Source organism: Roseateles sp. DB2, from assembly GCF_051857535.1.
Taxonomy (GTDB): Bacteria; Pseudomonadota; Gammaproteobacteria; order Burkholderiales; family Burkholderiaceae_C; genus Roseateles_B.
This window is the reverse complement of record NZ_JBPZGY010000003.1, coordinates 446,002-466,020: the sequence shown is the minus strand read 5'-3', so window position 1 is coordinate 466,020 and position 20,019 is coordinate 446,002. Positions and strand designations below refer to the sequence as shown.

Below are 20,019 nucleotides of genomic sequence, written 5' to 3'. Positions count from 1 at the left end.
GCACATTTGCTTGCACAATCAAGCATCTGCACAGGATTTCTCATGCAATACCTTCGCACCGCTCACCTCGCTCTTTGCGCCAGCATGCTGCTGATCGCCGGCCAAGCCCTGGCTGCCGCCAAGGAAACACCGCCTGCGCCCAAGAATCGCCTGGCAGCCAAGCTGAAGCCTCAGACTGCGGTGGCACCCCTGCCTCCGCCGGAGGAGGCCACGCTCACCGACGAGCAATTGGCCGTGGCGCCGCGCGTGCATGCTGGCGATGCTCAGTGCGAGTTCAACCAGCAAGTCCACGTCACCCCCCACCCGGACAAGCCAGGCCGCTTCCGCCTGCAGTTCGGCAAGATGGTCTACAACATGACGCCCGAGCCCACCACCACTGGCGCCGTGCGTCTGGAAGACAAGCACGCTGGCGTGGTGTGGTTGCAGATCCCGTCCAAGTCCATGCTGATGAACGCCAAGGCCGGCCAGCGCATGGTGGACAGCTGCCAGCACGCCGAGCAACGCGCCTTCGTGGCCAATGGCGCTGCCGCGCAGCAGCCGGGAACCGGCATCGGCATCACGCCGGGCACGACCACCAGCAACTGAGCGCCCCTCACCCGAATGCAAAGGAGGCTGCGGCCTCCTTTTTTCATGCCTTCTCGCACCCCTGCCAGCCTGCTGGCGCGGCAAGTCCGAGTACCCCAGTCGGGCTTGGGGAGACGTCGGAAGTACGTACAATCAATACATACTTTCAGCGGCATACCCAAGGAGCATGAGCATGGAAGCGACTGTTGCCGAACGCGGGCAGATCACCCTGCCCAAGGCCGTCCGCGACGCCCTGGGGCTGACCAAAGGCACCACGCTCAAGGTGGAGTTGGACGGCGGTCGCATCATCCTGCGCAAGGATGTGGGGGATGCCTTGTCGCGCATGCGAGGCCGCATCAAGTTGCCTCCAGGCACCAGCTCGGACGACGTCATGCGCGAACTCCGCGGCCGTGCCCCTGGTGATCCCTACCCGCCGCCGGACGAAGCCTGACCCCGCCACCTCCTCCCCCTGACTGGCACCCGAGTCCATGATTGCCGTCGATACCTCCATCCTCGTCGATTACATCGGCGACGGCCCCTTGGCCGATCAGGCCGAGCAGTTGCTGCGCGCGGCGCTCTCCGCGGGGCCCGTGGTGGCCTGCGAGGTCGTGATCAGCGAGGTCGTGGCCGGCCTGGGCCACAGCGACATCGTGCTGGAAACGCTGGAGGCCATCGGCATCAGCTACTCGCCGCTGGAACTCCGCGCAGCGTTGCGGGCCGGTGAAATGCAGCGCCGCTACCGCACGCGCCTTCAGGGCCAGTCCGAGCCCGCCCAGGCACGGCGTTCCGTGCCCGACTTTCTCATCGGTGCCCATGCCCTGCTGCAATGCCAGGGCCTGATCACCCGTGACGCCGGTTTCTTTCGTGACTACTTCAAGGGCTTGCGCGTCATTGCGCCCAAGCCTTGAGAGTCGTATTCCTTTTCTTGTCCCTGGAGTCCCCCATGCTGACTGCCTACCGCCAACACACCGCCGAGCGCGCCGCGCTGGGCATCCCGCCCCTGCCCCTGGACGCCAAGCAGGTGGCCGAGCTGATCGAGCTGATCAAGAACCCGCCGGCTGGCGAGGAGGCCTTCCTGGTCGAGCTGCTGACCCACCGCGTCCCCCCGGGCGTGGACGATGCCGCCAAGGTCAAGGCCAGCTTCCTGGCCGCCGTGGCGCACGGTGACATCGCCGTCGGTCTGATCTCCAAGGCCAAGGCCACCGAGCTGCTGGGCACCATGGTCGGCGGCTACAACGTCAAGCCCCTGATCGACCTGCTGGACGACGCCGCCGTGGCCGAAGTGGCCGCCGCCGGCCTGAAAAAGACCCTGCTGATGTTCGACGCCTTCCATGACGTCGCCGAGAAGGTCAAGGCAGGCAACGCACACGCCAAGGCCGTGATGCAGAGCTGGGCCGATGCCGAGTGGTTCACCTCGCGCCCCGAAGTCGCCCAAAAGATCACCGTCACCGTCTTCAAGGTGCCCGGTGAGACCAACACCGACGACCTCTCCCCCGCCCCCGACGCCTGGAGCCGCCCGGACATCCCGCTGCACTACCTGGCCATGCTGAAGAACACCCGTCCCGACGCGGCCTTCAAGCCCGAGGAAGACGGCAAGCGCGGCCCCATCCAGTTCATCGAGGACCTGAAGAAGAAGGGCAACCTGGTCGCCTACGTGGGTGACGTGGTCGGCACCGGTTCCTCGCGCAAGTCCGCCACCAACAGCGTGATCTGGGCCACCGGCGAAGACATCCCCTTCGTGCCCAACAAGCGCTTCGGCGGCGTGACCCTGGGCGGCAAGATCGCCCCCATCTTCTTCAATACCCAGGAAGACTCCGGCTCCCTGCCCATCGAGGTGGACGTGAGCAAGCTGGAGATGGGTGACGTCATCGACGTGCTGCCCTACGCCGGCCAGATCGTGAAGAACGGCGAGGTCATCGAGACCTTCGCGCTCAAGAGCGAAGTGCTGCTTGACGAAGTGCGCGCCGGCGGCCGCATCAACCTCATCATCGGCCGCAGCCTGACCGGCAAGGCCCGCGAGTTCCTGGGCCTGCCCGCCTCCACCCTGTTCCGCCTGCCCAAGCCCCCTGTGGACAGCGGCAAGGGCTACACCCTGGCCCAGAAGATGGTCGGCCGCGCCTGCGGTCTGCCCGAGGGCAAGGGCATGCGCCCCGGCACCTACTGCGAACCCAAGATGACCACCGTGGGCTCTCAGGACACCACCGGCCCCATGACCCGTGACGAGCTGAAGGACCTGGCCTGCCTGGGCTTCTCGGCCGACCTGGTCATGCAGTCCTTCTGCCACACCGCCGCCTACCCCAAGGCCGTGGACGTGAAGATGCACCGCGAGCTGCCGGCCTTCATCAGCAACCGCGGGGGCGTGGCCCTGCGCCCGGGCGACGGCGTGATCCACAGCTGGCTGAACCGCCTGCTGCTGCCCGACACCGTCGGCACCGGCGGCGACTCGCACACCCGCTTCCCCATCGGCATCTCCTTCCCCGCGGGGTCAGGTCTTGTCGCCTTCGGCGCCGCCACCGGCGTGATGCCCCTGGACATGCCGGAATCCGTGCTGGTGCGCTTCAAGGGCCAGATGCAGCCCGGCGTCACCCTGCGTGACTTGGTCCATGCCATCCCCCTGTACGCCATCAAGGCCGGCCTGCTGACCGTCGAGAAGAAGGGCAAGAAGAACATCTTCTCGGGCCGCATCCTCGAGATCGAAGGTCTGCCGGACCTGAAGGTGGAACAGGCCTTCGAGCTGTCCGACGCCTCGGCCGAGCGCTCCGCCGCCGGCTGCACGATCAAGCTGAATCCGGAACCGATCAAGGAGTACCTGACCTCCAACATCGTCCTGATGAAGAACATGATCGCCGACGGCTACGAGGACAAGCGCACCCTGGAGCGCCGCATCAAGGCCGTGGAAGCCTGGCTGGCCAAGCCGGACCTGCTGGAAGCCGACAAGGACGCCGAGTACGCCGCCGTGATCGAGATCGATCTGGCCGACATCAAGGAGCCCATCGTCTGCTGCCCCAACGACCCGGACGATGCCAAGTTCATGTCCGAAGTCGCCGGCACCAAGATTGACGAAGCCTTCATCGGCTCCTGCATGACCAACATCGGCCACTTCCGTGCGGCCGCCAAGGTCCTGGGCGGCGCCCGTGACATCCCGGTCAAGCTGTGGGTCGCCCCGCCGACCAAGATGGACCAGAACGAGCTGATCAAGGAAGGCCACTACGCCACCTTCGGCACCGCCGGCGCCCGCACCGAGATGCCGGGCTGCTCGCTGTGCATGGGCAACCAGGCCCAGGTGCGCGAAGGCGCCACGGTGATGTCCACCTCGACCCGCAACTTCCCCAACCGTCTGGGCAAGAACACCAATGTGTTCCTGGGCTCGGCCGAGCTGGCCGCCGTGTGCTCCAAGCTGGGTCGCATCCCGACCGTGGCCGAGTACCACGAGGCCGTGGGCGTGGTGAACAAGGATGCCGCCAGCATCTACAAGTACATGAACTTCGACCAGATCGAGGAGTACGCCGACACCGCCAAGGGCGTGAACGTCTGATGCACCTGAGCCGGCCGCCTGATGGCGGCTGGACAGGCCCTCCCACGACGGCTGGCATTACGCCTGCCGTCCCTGCCAGCACCCTGGACTGCAAGCGCAGCCAGGGTGTTGTTATTTGAGCAGCCCGCTCCTGGTGCTGACCTTGCACTGCCGCGCTTGCTGCGCAGCCAGTGAGCCGGGCACGAGCCCGGCCTGAAGCCGTCATGGGCCAGCCGCTGAGCTGTGGGGTACGCATTTGTCACGGTGGCGCTGCAATCCCCGAACTCCATCGGTGTTTTCCTGCTGACTGTCATCGTTCATTTGCGACACTCTGTCGTCCGTACTCATGCGCCCGTTGCCTTCTGCCAGGAGGAGCCCCGGGTGGTCTTGTTCAAGGTCCCTTCTTCCCGCCCCGATGCTCATTGCCGGCTACCGCCAGACCGACGTCATCTACGCCAATGCAGACACCGTGGTGGCTGCTGCCCTGGCGCCGGACGGCCGGCGCGTCGTCCTCAAGTACCCCGACAGCGAGCAACCGGCCCCCGAGTTGCTGGCGCGCTGGCGGCATGAGTTCAATACCCTTCAATCGATTGATTCAGAGTGGGTGATCAAGGCCCTCGCCCTGCATCAGGACGGTCGCAAGCTGGTGCTGGCCATGGAGGCCTTCGCCAGCAGCAGCCTGGCGCAGCTGATCGAGGGCCAGCACCTGGACCTGGGCGAGAAGCTGGGCCTGGCCCTGCAGCTGTGCCGGGCGCTGAGCGACGTGCACGCTCACCGCCTGATCCACGGTGACATTGCCCCCAAGAACGTGTTGGTGGACCTGCGCCAGATGCGGCTCAAGATCTGCGACTTCGCGCTGTCCTCGCCGCTGGATCGCGAGGAGGCACTGCCGGGTCCGGGCCTGCGGGGCACCCTGGACTACATCTCGCCCGAGCAGACCGGCCGCACCAGCCTGGATGTGGATTACCGCAGTGACTTCTACTCGCTGGGCATCACGCTCTATGAGCTGTTCGCGGGCCGTCGCCCCTTCCAGCTGAGCGACCCCATGGCCCTGCTGCATGCGCAGCTGGCCCTGATGCCCACGCCCCTGCATCTGCTGGACGAGAGCATTCCCGAGCCCTTGTCGCTGCTGGTGCAAAAGCTGCTCGCCAAGTATCCGGACGAACGCTACCAGAGCAGCTACGGCCTGCTCCAGGACCTCGAACGCTGCGCCCGCGACTGGGCAGACCGACGCCATATCGGCAGCTTCGAACTGGGCGGTCACGACACGCCAGAGCGCTTCTGCATCACCCAGCGGCTGTATGGCCGCGAGGCCGAAGCCGCCGCCATGCTGGCAGCCTTCGAGCGTGCCAGTGCCGGGCGGGCGGAGCTGCTGCTGGTCAGCGGTGCCTCGGGCATCGGCAAGACCGCCCTGGTGGCCGAGCTGCACCGGCCTGTCCTGGCCCGCCGTGGCTACTTCCTGCGCGGCAAGTGCGACCAGTACCGGCGCAACGAGCCCTACGCCGCGCTGTGCCAGGCCTTCCAACCCTTTGTCGAGCTGCTGGCTTCCGAAGGCGAGGACCGCCGCGGCTACTGGGGCGAGACCTTGCGCCGAGCACTGGGCGACACAGCCGGCTCGATCGCCGCACTGCTGCCGCAGCTGACGCTGCTCATCGGGGAGATCCCTCCGCTGCCGACCCTGCCGGCCGCGGAAAACGAACAGCGCTTCCATTTCGCCTTCGCGGCCTTCGCGCGGGCCCTGGCCAGCAGCGCCCATCCCATCGCCCTGTTCCTGGACGACCTGCAATGGGTGGACTGCCCCAGCCTGCGCCTGCTGCAGCACCTGCTCTCAGACCAGGAAGGCCATTGCTGCCTGCTCGTGGTGGGCGCCTTCCGCGACCAGGAGGTGGACGAGGGCCACCCCCTGCAACAGATGCTGATGAGCTTGCATCAGGCCGGCCATGCCAGCCCCGGCCACCTGCACCTGGACCATCTGCAGCCTGAACATGTCTCGCTGCTGATCGCCGACAGCCTGCACAGCAGCCCGGCGGAGATCAGCCCCCTGGCCGGCCTGTGCCTGGAAAAGACGCGCGGCAACCCCTTCTTCCTGAACCAGTTCCTGCGGCGGCTTCATGCCCTGGGCGACCTCCATTACGAGCGCCGCAGCGGACGCTGGACCTGGGACATCGCCCGCATCCGCCAGCGCGACATGACGGACAACGTCGTGACCCTGATGCTGGACGGCATGCGCGTCCTGGCACCGATCACGCAACACCTGCTGGCCAGCGCAGCCCATCTGGGTGAGAGCTTCTCGCTCAGCGAACTGATGGCCGTCAGCGAGCTTGATGGCGAAGCCTGCGCGCGTGCGCTGTGGCCAGCCCTGCAGGCAAGCCTGGTGCTGCCCCTGGACGAGGGCTACAAGTTCACCGGCACACCCACCCTGCTCGCGGAGGCGCGCTACCGCTTCCTCCATGACCGCGTGCAGCAGGCGGCGCATGACCTGACCCCGGCGCATGAGCTCGCGGCCCTGCAGTTGCGCTGCGGCCGCCGCCTGCTGGCCGCCAGTGACGAAGCCCAGCGCGAGCAGCGCCTCTTCAGCATCCTGGCCTGCCTCAATGCGGGGCGCGGCCTGATCCAGGACCCCGCAGAGCTCACCGTCCTGCGAGGCCTCAACCTGCGCGCCGGCCTGCGCGCCAAGACCGCCTCGGCCCATGCCACCGCGGTGGACTTCCTGCGCCACGCCCATGCGCTCCTGCCCGGTGATGCCTGGCAGCAGGAACCCGAAGGCACGCTGGCCCTCTACAAGGAACTGGCCGAGGCCGAGTACCTGGCTGGCAACTTCCAGGCCGCCGAGCTGCTGTATCCGCTGGCCCAGGCGGCCTGCCCCAGCGCCGAGGGCCGCGCACAGCTGGGCCTGGTGCAGGCGGCGCAGTACCACACCCAGGGGCGCTTCGCCGATGCCGTCGGCGTGCTGCTGCAGGGCCTGGCCGACATCGGCCGCCCCTTCCCGGCCACCGAGGAAGAGGCCCAGGCCCGCTTCCCGGGCGAATTCGCCAGCACCGAGCAGTTGCTGGCCGAGCAAGGCGAGGACGCCATCCTGCGCGCCCCCGAGATGCAGGACCCGCAGGCCCTGCTGGAGATGCGCCTGGGCATGGCCCTGGCCTACTCGGCCTACCAGGCCGGCCGCTTTGCCGCCTTCGCGCTCAATACCTGCCGCATGATGAGCACCACGCTGAGGCACGGCCAGTGCGATCTCAGCTGCGTGGCCTATGTTGCGCACATGACCTCGCGCTCGTTGATGCAGCGCCCCTATCCCGAGTGCTACGCCCTGGGCCGCCTGGCCCGCCAGTTGGCCGAGCAGCGGGACGCCGTCTATTTCCGCATCACCGTCTACCAGTACTTCAGCGCCTTCTACCAGCATTGGTGCGAGCCGCTGGCCCCAGCCATCACGCAGGTCGAGCTGGGCTGGGAGCTGGGCCAGAGCGGCGTCAATCCTGTCGCCGCGGGCTATTGCGCCCTGCTCAGCGCCGTCAACCACTTCGCCCTGGGCACGCCGCTGGAGAGCCTGGAGCTGGCCTGCGAGCGGGGCCTCAAGTTCCTGCACAAGACCCGCCAGCCGGCCACCGAGGCCATGCTGCGCCACGGCGTGCTGCAGCCCCTGCTGGCCCTGATGGGACGGACCGAGGCGCCGCTGAGCTTCGACACCCACAGCTGCCGCAGCAGCGAACTCCTGCAGGCCGATCCCCTTCGACCCAGCATTCCGCTGGCCTTGATGGTCGCCGCGCGGCTGCGTCACAGCTTCCTGCTGGACGACGCCCCAGGCTGGCGCCAGGCCCTGCCCTTGCTGCCCATGGTGGGCCTATGCCTGCCGGACAGCCCGTCCATGGTCGAGGCCAGCTTCTACTCGGCCTTGGGCCATCTGCGCGAGGGCTTCGCGGAGCAGGAGGCGCCCGTCGAGGTCGCACGCCAGTTGCTGGCCCGCTTCGAGGCCTGGGCCGCCCATGGGGAGAGCAACTTCGGGCACAAGCAGTTGATGATCGCGGCCGAACTGGCACGTGTGGAGGGCGACGGCAAGCGTGCCATGGATCTCTACGCCCGCGCCATCGACCAGGCCCAGGCCAGCGGCTTCACGCCCTGTGCTGCGCTGGCCAACGAGCTCTACGCACGCTTCTGGGCGGACCAGCACCAGCACCAGCTTGCCCGGAGCTTCATCCGCGAAGCGCACTACCACTACCGCCAGTGGGGTGCCCTGAGCAAATGCCGCCAGCTTGAGACCACCTGGCCCGGCGTGGCCTTCTCCAGTGCCCGCAGTCCGCAGGGCAGCCAGAGCCGTAGCAGCCCCACCTACCGCGACTCTCTGGACCAGATCAGCCGCATGGACCTCCATTCCCTGCTCAAGGCCAACCAGTTGCTGACGCAGGCGATCCAGCTCGATGCCCTGCTGCCGCAAATGCTGGGCGTGCTGCTGGAAAACGCCGGCGCAGAGCGCGGTGCCATCGTGCTGGACGACGAAGGCCGTCTGGTGGTCGAGGTGATCGGCGGGCTGGACGAGCATCACCGCATGGACTCCAGCCGCATCGGCCGCCCGCTGGATGAACTCAACAAAGGCCCCCAGGCCCTGCTGCCCAGCAGCCTGATCGAGTACACCAAGCTGAGCCGCCGTACCCAGCTGCTCAACCGACCGGCCGAGGATGAGCGCTTTGCCCAGAGCCGCTATCTGCGTCAGTACCAGCCCAAGTCCGTGCTGTGCATGCCGGTGCTCAACCAGGGCAAGCTGGTGGCCGTGATCTACCTGGAGAACCGCCAACTGGAGAACGCCTTCACCCCGCGCCATCAGCAGACCCTGGAGCTGCTGAGCTCGCAGGCGGCCATCTCCCTGGCCAATGCACGTTTGTACGAGCAGCTGGAAGAAAAGGTCGAGCGCCGCACGCAGGAGCTGCGCCAGATGAGCATGCGGGACGGCCTCACCGGCATTGCCAACCGCCGCGCCTTCGATGAGCGCCTGGCCATCGAATGGCGGCGCAGCCAGCGCCACGGCACGCCGCTGTCGCTGCTGATGCTGGACATCGACCACTTCAAGCAGTTCAACGACCACTACGGCCACCTGGAAGGTGACCGCTGCATCAAGACTGTCGCGCAGCTGCTGCAAGGCGTGGCCAGCCGAGGAAGTGACCTGGTGGCCCGCTACGGCGGTGAGGAATTCGCACTGCTCCTGCCGGACACCGACGCTGCCGCCGCCGAGCGCCTGGCCCAGGCCTGCCTGGAAGCCATCGAGGCCCTGGCCATTCCCCATGCCAAGTCCGCGGCAGCGGCGCATGTGAGCCTCAGCCTGGGCTGCAGCACGCTGCAGGCCAGTGAGGCCAGCACCCCCGAGATGCTGCTGAGCCATGCGGACCAGGCCCTGTACCGCGCCAAGCGTGCCGGGCGGCGGCGCTGGACACGTCTCGATCCGCAGGTCTGATCACCGGCCTCAGGCGAGGCCTGCCACAGCGCCCGGACTTCCGGCGGCCGTCCGGCGAGGACGTGCCGTGCAGGGCTTCAGCGCTCCAGTGACGTCTTCAGCGCGTCCAGCAGCTGCTTGACCAGGCCCTGGATGCGCTCATCCACCAGCTCGTTGTGCTCATCGAAAAGTCCTGGCGTGAAGGCACTGCAGAAGACCTCCGGCTTGTTGAGCACGCGGAGATCCAGGCACACCGCCACCTGGCGCAGGTGGTACTGGGCGCGCGAGGTGCCCATGCCGCCGCCAGCGCCCATCAGGGCCGCGGTCTTGCCGGCGAGCAGGTGGTTGTCCTTCTCGCGGGAGGCCCAGTCCAGCGCGTTCTTGAGCACCGGGGCGATGGAGTAGTTGTATTCCGGGCAGGCCAGCAGCAGGCCGTCGGCGGCGCGCAGTTGCTCGAAGAAGCGGGCCACGGGCGGGGGCGGCACCGGATGATCGGCGTTGTAGAAGGGGAACTGGCTGAGGTCCGCCATCTCCAGCTGCAGGCCTTCGGGCGCGTTGCGCAGGGCGTAGCGGGCCAGGGCCGTGTTGCGCGAGGCGGCCCGCAGGCTGCCGCTCATGACCAGGATCTTCTTCGTCATCGTCGTCTCTCCTTGCCATCCGGCCGGGGGCGGAACACCTGCCCCGCCCCGGCGGTCAGCGTCGATCAGATGCTGATGCTATTCGGGATCTGCGACGGCAGCTGGAAGGGGTATTCGACCGGACGCAGGCGGTTACGCTCACGGATCTCGCGCTCGGCCAGGGCCAGGTCGGTCTGGAACTCCGCCACCAGGGGAGCAACGCGCGGGTCCTGGAAGTAAGGATTGCGCGGGTTGTGCTCGTAGTGGCCGAAGGTATCGAACTGCACGCCGGACAGCAGGTACTCGAAGGAGAAGGTGTACAGCGACACGTCCAGCGGTGGGTACCAGCGGATGCAGTCCTGCTCGCTCTGCACCACCGTGCTGCGCGCAGGCGCCGGGTCGTAGAGCGTGCCAGCCACCGAGGGCATGTAGGACATCAGAGGGTACTGCGCATAGTTCACGGACGCATGCTGCGGGCCGGCGATGTAGATGATCTGCGCCACCACCTCGATCAGGTAGGCCAGGCTGTCGATGCGCCAGGGGCGCTTGGCGTCGCCGGTGGGGGTGAGCCCGCGCATGCCCTTGAAGCCGGCGAACTGCGGCGCCGTCATCTCGTGGATCCAGCCCTGCAGCTCGTAGTCCCCGGCCACCTCGGCGTCGCTGCTGTAGTAGACGCGCAGATAGCGCTCGACGAAACGGTGCGTGGCCTGCCACAGCAGCATCGTGTCATCGCGGAAGGGGAACTTGGGCAGGCCGTCCACGCCGCGGATGCGGAAGAGGCGCTCGGGATGGTTGTCATCCCAGCGGTAGGCCTGGTGGGCCTGGGCCAGCACGCCCAGGGTGCATTCGATGGCCGGCCCCACATTGGTGGCCACCACGCCGCCCGGGATGATGAGGCTGTGGATGGCGGAGTCGTTGATGTTGATGGTGAAGCGGAAGTGCGGCGCCAGCAGCTTCAGGATGGGGTGGTTCTCGGCGAGCTGGCGGCGCGCGGCCACCACGATGGGCTCGATGACGAGGTGGCAGGCGCCGAGGTGGGCGATGGCCTCGTGCTGGATGGCCGCGGCCACGTTGACGAAGTACTTGGCGATACGCCACTTGAAGCCCTGGGCATCGTTCGCGTTGCCGGCATCCTTGGGCGTGTAGATGGGCGCGCTCTCGGGATCGTGCTTCTGGGCCAGTTGCACGGCGATGGGCTGCAGCACGCCGTCAGGCAGCGAGGGATAGCCGGCGGGCGGCGTGGTGTTCCAGAAGAAGAGCGCGATGGGCGCGGCCATATAGCGCTGCTCGCCATGCAGGGGATCGGCCCAGGCGCCGTCCAGCAGGGCGTAGTCGCACACGAAGAGCCGGCCTTGCTCCGCCGCCTGTGCCAGGCTCAGGCCGGCCTGGCCGGTTTCCTTCTGCAGCATGGCGTCGGTGACCGGCATCTTGGCCAGCAGATCGGCCAGGGGCATCTTCTGGATGCCTTCCATGGGGTCGTCCACGTCCGGTGCCATGGCCACAGGCACCACGGCGCGCAGCAGCGTGGTGTTGTAGCCAGCGGTCTGCAGCCAGCCGAAGAACCAGTCTTGCTGGCAGGGCTTGCCCTGGCCTTGGGGCATCCAGGGCTGCTGCTGGATGGACAGCATCAGCGGCGTGGGCAGGCTGACGAAGAGGCGCTCGTAGTCCTCGATGGACTGGGCCTGCAGGTAGTTACGGCCGGGCTCTTCGCTGAGCATGTCGAAGAGCGTGGACTTCAGGAAAGCGGTGGGGCCGTTCTCCAGGAATTCCTTGAAGACCGCATCCAGTCCCACGGCCATCTTGGCCAGGTCCTTGGGCAGGTTGCCCAGGGTCTCCAGCGCAGCGGGCAGGCCGGCAAGGGCCTCGAAGAAGTCCTTGAGCTCCTCGATGTCACGCAGCGGGTGGAGGATGCTGAAGTCCTTGAGCTTGGCATAGGCCTCCTCCACACGGCGCAGCGCGGCAGTAGGCACGTCGGCCAGCAGCTCGCGCTCCAGCAACATCATCACCACACGCTTGAAGTTATCGGTCAGCGCGAGGAAAACCTGCACCACCTGCGCCTCGTAGTCCAGGCTGAATTTCTCGGACTCCGGCAGGTCGGCCGACAGGGGCACGCCTTCCAGGTAGCTCTGCATGTAGTTGTACTGCGTCCGCGCGATGGAGAGCTGGAAGGCGCGGGCCTTGCGGGCCTCTGCGTCGTGGTGCTGAGGCAGGCTGGGCGTCTGGGCCGGGCAGGCATTGCCGGCGATGGAGGTGATGATGTCGGGAAGGCTCATCGGCGTCGTCTTGTTGATGCGGCGGCTCACGATGCGAAGACTGCGGGCTCGTGCGCGCGCCAGGGCTGTTGAAATTGGGGCGCGCTCTAACAACTGCCTGGCGCGGCTGGGCAGCACGGTACCACCGAGCGACCGGGCCGAAAGGCAGAAAAATCCCGAGAGACGGCGAATGATCCGTTGATGCTTCACACACCGCCCCTGCACAAGGACGCAGGCCCGGCGGCGTGCCCATCCCTCTTCCGCGGGCACTTGCCAGCCCCACAATTCATACGTACTATCCAAAAAAATCATTTTTTCCTAGTTTTTAGGATAGCAAATGAAGATCTCCAAGCAGCAGCAAGACCAGAACCAGCGTCGCCTGCTCACGGCCGCGGTGGACCTGATGAGCCGCCAGGGCTTCGAGGCGACCAGCATGAAGCAGGTCGCCCGCGAGGCTGGTCTGGGCGACGCCACGATCTACAAGTACTTCCCCAGCAAGGAGAAGCTGGTGCTGGGCTATTACGAGCTGGCGCTGGCCGAGGCGCTGGCCAGCACGGAGCAGACCAGCGGCTTCGAGCGCTACACCCTGCAGGAGCGGCTGCAGCGCCTCGTCGACGCGGTGCTGGAGCGCCTGCTGCCTGACCGCGAGTTCGTGGCCCTCACCCGCCAGCTGGCGCAACAATCGCCGCTGCTGCTGCTGGGCGACGGCCTGCCTGGCAAGAGCGCCCTCAAGCGCGTGGTGAAGGACTGGCTGGCCGCCGCCGAAGCCGCTGGCGAGATCGCCCCCTGCGACTACCAGGGCCTGGTGGCCGGCCTTTTCACCGACGGGCTCTTCGGACTGATCACCTACTGGCTGGATGACGACAGCGAAGGCTTCGCCGACACCACCCAGCTCAGTGAGCTGGTGCTGGGCCTGCTGGTGATGGTGCTGCACAGCGGCGTGATCAACAAGCTAGGCGAGCTGGCCGCCTACCTGCTGCGCAACCAGTTGGCGCGCCTGCTGCAGGGCCAGCGCGGCGATCTGCTCCAGAAGGTTGCCCTGGCCGGACGCGGGATCGGCAAGGCCATGGCCGCCGCGGCCGGTGCATCAGCAGCTCGCACGCCTGAGCCCGCGCCCGCGCCTGAATCGAAAACGAGGCCGAAAGCGAAACCAGCGTCGCCGCCCGCCAAGCTCCGCCAGCGCACGGCACGGAGCAAGCCATGAAGGACCTGCGCATCGCCAAGATCCCCGTCCCGCCCGAAAGCCGGCTGGCGCCGTCCCTGGCCAGCGCCGACTTTGCCGACTGCTACGCCCTGCCCGACCCGCATCCGCAGCAGGACCTGCTGGCGCTGTGGCTGCAGCTGGCGGCCCGCAGCCCGCGCTGGATGGACCTGCTGCTGAACCTGCGCAACCGGGCGGTCCGCCTGGTGGGCCTGAAGCATCTCGGCCGCCTGAAGGCCGATGCCACCAAGCCGGCCGAAGCCTATCGGGTGGGCGACCGCGTCGGCATCTTCACGCTGGAGGGCCTGCATCCGGACGAGCTGCTGCTGGGTGACAAGGACCGCCACCTGCATGTGCGCCTCTCGCTGCGTCGGCTGCCCGCGCAGGACGGGCAGCCCCGGCTGGCGCTCAGCACCGTCGTGCACGAGCACAACCGCCTGGGCTGGCTCTACATGGCCGTTGTGGGCCCGGTCCACTCGCTGATCGTGCCCCTGATGCTGCGCCAGATCAGCCGCCGTCAGCGGCCCGGGGCATGACGGCCGCCGAACGCCCCCCGCGCAGTGGCCGCCTGGCGCGCAGCGCCATCGCGGGCCGCGCCCTGGTCCAGGCGGGCGCGAGCCGGTTGGTCCACAAGGCGCAAGACCTGGCACGCGACGAGGACGAACGGACCGCCGCGCGTGCCGCGCACGAGGCTCAGCTGGGCCGCATCCTCTTCGCCGCCCTGAACCAGCTCAAAGGCGTGGCCTTGAAGGCGGCCCAGATGCTGGCCAGCGAGCCCCAGCTGCTGCCCGAGGGCCTGCGCCAGCAGCTGGCACGCGCCTGCTACCAGGCCACGCCGATGAACCGGGCCCAGGTCGACCGCCAGCTGCGTCAGGCCCTGGGCCACGACTGGGCGGAGCGCCTGCCGGACTTCGACACCCAGGCCTTTGCCGCGGCCAGCCTGGGCCAGGTGCACCGGGCCCGGCTGGCCGACGGCCGTGACGTCGCGATCAAGCTGCAGTACCCCGGCATGGCGGCCACGGTGCGCAGCGACATGCGCCTGCTGCGGCTGCTGCTGGAGGGCCCCTTCACCGGCCTGCTCGACGAGGCCGGCGGCCTGCCGGCGCCCCAGCTCCTGGCCACGCTACTCGATGAGATCGAGCGCAGCCTGGAGGCCGAGCTGGACTATGCACAGGAAGCGGGCGCAATGCAGGCCTTCCGCGAGCAGCTGCGCCTGCCGGGCCTGGTGGTGCCTGCGGCCGTCCCCGAGTTCAGCACGCGCCAGGTGCTGGTCATGGAGGCGCTGGCCGGCAGGCATCTGCAGGAGTGGCTGGGCACCCGTCCCAGCCAGGCCCAGCGCGACCACTATGGCCAACTGATCTTCGACAGCTTCCTGCGCATGATCTTCGAGCTGCGCTGGCTGCATGCGGACCCGCATCCTGGCAATTACCTGTTCATGGCCGACGGGCAACTGGGCCTGCTGGACTTCGGCTGCACCCAGCGGCTGTCGGAGGGCTTCACCACCGGGCTGGCGCAGGCCTGGAACGCGGCCTTGCGTGCGGATGCCGATGAGGCGCTGCACCAGGCCTATCGCGACCTGCAGCTGATCAGTCCCGGGATGACACTGCAGCGCTTCCGCGAGGAACTGCGCCCGGCGCTGACGCCCTTGCTGGACTGGCAGCTCGCGCCCTTCCGCACCCCCGTCTACGACTTCGGACAGGACCGGCGCCTGCCGCGACTCCAGGCCGGGCCGCAGCGCACGGCCCTGCAGGCCCTGCACCAGTTGCCCACCGAGCTGGCCTTCTTCGACCGCAGCTACCTGGGCCTCAACCAGCTGCTCCACTGCCTGGGGGCACGGGTGCAGACCAGCAACCGCTGGATAGGCCCGCCCACCCCCGCACCCATGACCTGAAAGGAACTGCCCATGCCTCCCGCCATCACCCCCTCCGCCCTCGACACGCCACAGCCCCTGCGCCCCTCCCGCTGGCAGGCCTGGGAAGGCCCCTGGCTGCTCGCCGTCGCGGCGGTGCACAGCCTGTTCGGACTGCTCGTCTTCGCTCCGGTGCTGCGCGCCATGGTGGCGCAAGGCTGGTTCGACACCGTAGGCGCCGATCCGCTGCGCGGCGCCGTCAGCTGGTTCCTGCTGTTCGGGCTACCGCTGGCCCTGCTGGCGCTTTGCATCGGACCCCTGAGGCAGGCAGGCCAGGTCCGGCGCCTGCGCCTGATGGGCTGGGGCCTGCTGGGTCTTGGCGCCGTGGGGGCGAGCCTGATGCCCGCCTCTGGCTTCTGGCTCGTGCTGCCGCCGGCGCTGAGCCTCCTGCTGCCGCGAGGGCAAGGGCAGTGAACCCGCGGGCACTCCTCTGCTCGCCCGTGTCACCAGCATCTCAGAGGGATGCGCTGACGGTCCGGCAGCGGGCCAGCCGGGCACGTGCCCGTTCGGACATCAGATGCCAGCTTTCTTCCTCGTTCGACGCCTGTCATGCACAGGAAGGCGCCCTCGCCTTGTCGGGCAGCGAGCGCCGCAGGGCAGTTGCCCTTCGCGCCTCGGCGCCCGGGTGATGGGGCTGCGCCCGATGCCGGAGCTTGCAGCAACCGGCGCGGGTCGGGTCCTGGGTGAAGGGGTGCGCGCTGCCAGGCGCCTGGCGCGGCCGGGTGGCTCGCCAACGGAGGGGCGCCCATCAGCCGCACGGCCCACACGCCAGATCAGCAGGTCGCCCCATGATGCTGGAAAGGCTCAGCAGGGCGTCGCCATCCAGGCCCCTCAGCAGCGCCGTGTCGTCGCAGCCCTCGGGCCATCAGCCCACGGCCCGCACGGCAGGTCGACGGCGCAGGGACAGCACCATCGCGCCCACCCCCAGGCCCAGCAGTGCCAGGCTGCCCGGTTCCGGGACATCGATCACCTCGCGCGAGAACCAGCAGCTGGCGTCTTTGCAGGTGGCGGCAATGACGGGGGTATCGATGCTGGCCAGCCATTCGCCCTTGTCATCGACGCCGGTGAAGTTGAGGCTGATGTGGGTGCTGTACATGTACCAGGTGCCGGTCGAAGCATGCCCACCCTTGGGTGTGAATCGGCCGAACAGAAAGTCCAGGCTTTCCCCCGCAGCGAGGTCCATGCCGTTCTTGTAGATCAGTCCCGGCAGCGTGGGGCTGAAGGTCGTGGCGTATTCGAAGTCATAGGCGGTGGGAAAGCCGGTGGTGAAGCCGCCACCGATGTAGGCCTGATCAATCTGCGCGAAGGGCGCGTTTCGGTAGGTGCCGGTGGCAAAGTCGTACTGCCAGCCCAAGGTCGGCAGGTCCTCGGCCGCGAAGCCCAGCAGCGGGTAGCTGGAGAAGCGCAGGGCCGGGGAGTCTTCATCGAGCGTGAGGCGCAGCCAGACGTCGACGGACTCCGTGGCGCTGATGGTGCCCGACTGCTGCAGGTACTGCAGCTTGCCATGGGGAAGGCCGGCCCAGGCGGCATGAGCGAACAGGCAGGCGGCGGCGCACAAGGCGCGCTTGAGGACGTGGTGCATGGAACTCTCCCTCGGGATCTTGTAGATGGGCTCGGCAGGAGCCGGGGAGGATTATCTGCAGCGCTGCGCCCTGATGGACACGCCCCGTCCTGGGGATAAACCCGCAACCCTGCGGCCTGCTCAGCTCGCCCGCCTCACCAGCCCCCTCATCGGTTTGAGCATCGGCGCCACCACCGGCACCGTCAGCATGGTGCTGCCCACGGCCATCAGCAGCAGGGCGGTGAAGGTCTCGGGGGTGATGATCTGTTTGTCCAGCAGCACATTGGCAAAGATGATCATGATCAGCGCCTTGGTCTGCAACAGCCAGCCGATGAGGCTGGCCTCGCCGGGCGCCCAGCGCAGGATGCGTCCGGCGATCTGCAGACCCAGCAGCTTGCCAGCCACCGAGACCAGCAGCAGCAGACCTGCCACGCCGAACACCGCATAGCCCCCCATCTGCCAGTTGGTGCGCAAGCCGGTGGAAAGAAAGAACACAGGCATCAGCACCATCAGCACGTGGTGGCGCAGCAGGTCCATCTGCGCCTGGTCGAACCAGTCGGCGTCCATCACGGCACCTGCCAGGAAGGCGCCAACCATGAAGTGCAACCCCGACCAGTCCGCACCGAAGGACACCAGGGCCAGCCAGATCAGGCTCACGTACCAGCGGTCTCGCTCGGGCAGGCGCTTCATCAGAATCCGCAGGCCCCAGGTGGCCGCCGCGAACAGTGCCAGGAACAGGCCCTGGCGCCCCACCCGCGCCCAGTCCATCAGGATGAGGGCCAGCACGCCCCAGATGGCGATGTCGTCCAGGCTGGCATAGCGCAGGATGCGCTGGCCCAGAGGCTGGCGCAGGATCTCCAGCTTCTCCATCAGCAGGATCAGGATGGGCAGGGCCGTGACGGCGCAGGACATGCCCACGCCCAGCACGAACTGCCAGCTCTGGGCCTTCGCCCCCATCCAGCCGCCGCCGAGCAGGGCCAGCGCGGCCAGACTGCCGGCGATCAAGGGCGTGCCCAGTGCCAGGCCGGCGGTGATGCCGCTCTCCACGCGGTGCGTCCAGGCCTTCTTCAGGTCCAGCTCGATGCCGGCGATCCACACGAAGAGCATCACCGCCCACCAGGCCACACCGTTGAGCGACTGCACGACCTGCGGGTTGAAGACGAACTGGTAGTAGTCCGGAAACGCGTGCCCCAGCACGCCCGGCCCCAGCACGATGCCCATGATGATCTGCACCACGACCAGGGGCGCCCAGTAGTCGGTGCCCCCCAGGCGCCAGACGAGGTAAGGCACCGTGAAGATGATCGCCATGGCGATCAGGAAGACTTCGGTCGTGTTCATCGCGCCATGATGGCGATGAATCCAGACGCGGTGCAGCGGACTCACCCGGGGCAAGACACACCGGGTTTCATGCTAAGAAAGCGTTTTCATCCAGGCAACACCGGCCCGGGCCTGCCTGCATCAGGCCCTCAGGGCAAGCGCATCAAGGCCACATCCGCACGCCCGCTGGCCGCCGTGATCAGGCCCAGCACCCGGGCATGCTCGCTGTCAAGCATGTCCCAGCGCAGGCGCCAGGCCCAGTTGCCGCCCAGGATGCCAGGCACGTTCATGCGGTGCTCGCCGCCCAGGCCCAGCACGTCCTGCATGGGGAAGACCGCCATGTCGGCGACGGAATTGCAGCAGGCGCGGATCATGGCCCAGTGCACGTCGTGCTCGCCGCAGGCCAGGTAGGTGCCGGCGAAGGCCCGTTCGCGGGCGCTGGCGTTGCGCCACCAGCCCAGCACGGTGTCGTTGTCATGCGTGCCGGTGTAGGCCACGGCGGCGCGGGGCCACATCTGGGGCAGGAACTCGTGCCTGCCGTCGCCGCCGAAGCCGAACTGCAGGATCTTCATGCCGGGGAAGCCGCAGGCATCGCGCAGCTCGTGCACGTCCTCGGTGATGAAGCCCAGGTCCTCGGCCACGATGGGCAGCGGGCCCAGGGCCTGCTCGATGGCATCGAACAGGGCCTTGCCGGGGCCGGTGCGCCAGACGCCCTGCCTGGCGTCGGGGCTGCTGCCAGGAATCTCGTAGTAGCCGGCGAAGCCGCGGAAATGGTCGATGCGGAAGACATCGGCGCTGCTCAGGGCGCGGCGCACGCGGGCCGTCCACCAGGCATAGCCTTCGGCGGCCATGCGGTCCCAGCGGTACAGCGGATTGCCCCAGCGCTGGCCCTCGGCCGAGAGCGCATCGGGCGGCACGCCGGCCACGGTGACGGTCTGGAACTGCTCATCCAGGTCGTAGAGGTCCGGGCGGGCCCAGCAGTCGGCGCTGTCATGGGCCACGAAGATGGGCAGGTCGCCCATGATGCGCACGCCGCGCTCGTTGGCATAGCGCTTGAGGCCGGCCACCTGCCAGTCGAAGCACCATTGCACGAAGCGCCAGAAGGCGATCTCCGCGGCGTGCTCCCGGCGCGCGGCGGCCAGGGCCGCGGGCTCGCGGCGTGCCAGGTCTTGCGGCCACTGCCACCAGGGCTGGCCGCCGCGGGGGCTGCGGATGGCCATGAAGAGGGCGTAGTCCTCCAGCCAGTCCGCCTGCGAGGCGCACCAGGTGGCGAACTCGGCCTGCTCGGCCGCGCTGGCCTTGGCGCGGAAGCCGGCCTCCGCGGCACGCAGCTGCTGCTCGCGCCAGGGCAGCACGCGGCCGTAGTCCACGCGGGAAGCGTCGAAGCCGCCTTCGGGCAGCGGCGGCGCGCTCATCCAGCCCTTCTGCACCAGCGGCTCGAAAGCCACCATCCAGGGACTGCCCGCGAAGGCTGAAACGCCCTGGTAGGGGCTGTCACCGGGGCCGATAGGCGTCGAGGGCAGCCACTGCCACAAGCCCTGGCCGGCGGACTGCAGCCAGTCCACATAGCGGTAGGCATCCGGGCCGAAGTCGCCCATGCCGTGGGGGCCAGGCAGGGAGGTGATGTGCAGCAGCACACCGGCGAGGCGTTGGTTCAGGTCCATG

The 20,019-nt window shown here is 68.0% G+C and carries 14 protein-coding genes; 9 read left to right on the top strand and 5 right to left on the bottom strand.

Annotated elements, in window-relative coordinates:
* Positions 1-42 precede the first annotated feature (42 nt).
* The 5 genes from ACS5PK_RS07110 to ACS5PK_RS07090 all read left to right on the top strand — a co-directional run bounded on the left by ACS5PK_RS07110 (position 43) and on the right by ACS5PK_RS07090 (position 9,518).
* On the top strand, positions 43-585 hold the full coding sequence (locus ACS5PK_RS07110; RefSeq protein ID WP_439439533.1) for a hypothetical protein: 543 nt from the start codon (positions 43-45) through the stop codon (positions 583-585).
* 172 nt (positions 586-757) lie between these two features.
* Positions 758-1,015 (top strand): AbrB/MazE/SpoVT family DNA-binding domain-containing protein, encoded by a 258-nt coding sequence (locus ACS5PK_RS07105; RefSeq protein ID WP_183102869.1) that lies wholly within the window; start codon positions 758-760, stop codon positions 1,013-1,015.
* A 37-nt stretch (positions 1,016-1,052) separates the two neighbouring features.
* Positions 1,053-1,472 carry a type II toxin-antitoxin system VapC family toxin gene (locus ACS5PK_RS07100; RefSeq protein ID WP_439439532.1) on the top strand — a complete coding sequence of 140 codons (420 nt, stop codon included), beginning with the start codon at positions 1,053-1,055 and terminating at the stop codon, positions 1,470-1,472.
* A 35-nt stretch (positions 1,473-1,507) separates the two neighbouring features.
* Positions 1,508-4,099 carry a bifunctional aconitate hydratase 2/2-methylisocitrate dehydratase gene (gene acnB / locus ACS5PK_RS07095; protein WP_439439531.1) on the top strand — a complete coding sequence of 864 codons (2,592 nt, stop codon included), beginning with the start codon at positions 1,508-1,510 and terminating at the stop codon, positions 4,097-4,099.
* 394 nt (positions 4,100-4,493) lie between these two features.
* Positions 4,494-9,518, top strand: a complete 5,025-nt coding sequence (locus ACS5PK_RS07090; protein ID WP_439439530.1) for a diguanylate cyclase domain-containing protein — start codon at positions 4,494-4,496, stop codon at positions 9,516-9,518.
* A 77-nt stretch (positions 9,519-9,595) separates the two neighbouring features.
* Here ACS5PK_RS07090 and ACS5PK_RS07085 read toward each other — a convergent pair whose 3' ends face one another.
* Both ACS5PK_RS07085 and ACS5PK_RS07080 read right to left on the bottom strand, forming a co-directional pair.
* The gene (locus tag ACS5PK_RS07085; RefSeq protein ID WP_439439529.1) at positions 9,596-10,135 is read right to left on the bottom strand and encodes an NADPH-dependent FMN reductase; all 540 of its coding nucleotides are present in this window, start codon (positions 10,133-10,135) and stop codon (positions 9,596-9,598) included.
* 65 nt (positions 10,136-10,200) lie between these two features.
* A complete protein-coding gene (locus ACS5PK_RS07080) occupies positions 10,201-12,387 on the bottom strand; it encodes a lipoxygenase family protein (protein WP_439439528.1) in 2,187 nt (728 codons plus the stop codon).
* Between the two features lie 316 nt (positions 12,388-12,703).
* On the opposite strand from ACS5PK_RS07080, the gene ACS5PK_RS07075 reads away from it, so the two are divergent.
* From ACS5PK_RS07075 to ACS5PK_RS07060, 4 genes are read left to right on the top strand one after another with little or no spacing between them, the layout of a single operon-like run.
* Positions 12,704-13,570 carry a TetR family transcriptional regulator gene (locus tag ACS5PK_RS07075; RefSeq protein WP_439439527.1) on the top strand — a complete coding sequence of 289 codons (867 nt, stop codon included), beginning with the start codon at positions 12,704-12,706 and terminating at the stop codon, positions 13,568-13,570.
* Positions 13,567-14,103 (top strand): DUF2867 domain-containing protein, encoded by a 537-nt coding sequence (locus ACS5PK_RS07070; protein WP_439439526.1) that lies wholly within the window; start codon positions 13,567-13,569, stop codon positions 14,101-14,103. Before ACS5PK_RS07075 ends, ACS5PK_RS07070 begins: the two co-directional genes overlap by 4 nt.
* Entirely contained in the window at positions 14,100-15,458 is a 1,359-nt protein-coding gene (locus tag ACS5PK_RS07065) for an ABC1 kinase family protein (RefSeq protein ID WP_439439525.1), read from the top strand. Before ACS5PK_RS07070 ends, ACS5PK_RS07065 begins: the two co-directional genes overlap by 4 nt.
* Positions 15,459-15,470: 12 nt before the next feature.
* Entirely contained in the window at positions 15,471-15,890 is a 420-nt protein-coding gene (locus ACS5PK_RS07060; RefSeq protein ID WP_439439524.1) for a DUF6463 family protein, read from the top strand.
* Between the two features lie 451 nt (positions 15,891-16,341).
* Here ACS5PK_RS07060 and ACS5PK_RS07055 read toward each other — a convergent pair whose 3' ends face one another.
* The 3 genes from ACS5PK_RS07055 to malQ all read right to left on the bottom strand — a co-directional run bounded on the left by ACS5PK_RS07055 (position 16,342) and on the right by malQ (position 20,018).
* A complete protein-coding gene (locus tag ACS5PK_RS07055; protein ID WP_439439523.1) occupies positions 16,342-17,058 on the bottom strand; it encodes a PEP-CTERM sorting domain-containing protein in 717 nt (238 codons plus the stop codon).
* A 120-nt stretch (positions 17,059-17,178) separates the two neighbouring features.
* On the bottom strand, positions 17,179-18,375 hold the full coding sequence (locus ACS5PK_RS07050) for a cation:proton antiporter (protein ID WP_439439522.1): 1,197 nt from the start codon (positions 18,373-18,375) through the stop codon (positions 17,179-17,181).
* 128 nt (positions 18,376-18,503) lie between these two features.
* On the bottom strand, positions 18,504-20,018 hold the full coding sequence (malQ, locus tag ACS5PK_RS07045) for a 4-alpha-glucanotransferase (RefSeq protein ID WP_439439521.1): 1,515 nt from the start codon (positions 20,016-20,018) through the stop codon (positions 18,504-18,506).
* Between the last annotated feature and the right edge of the window lies 1 nt (position 20,019).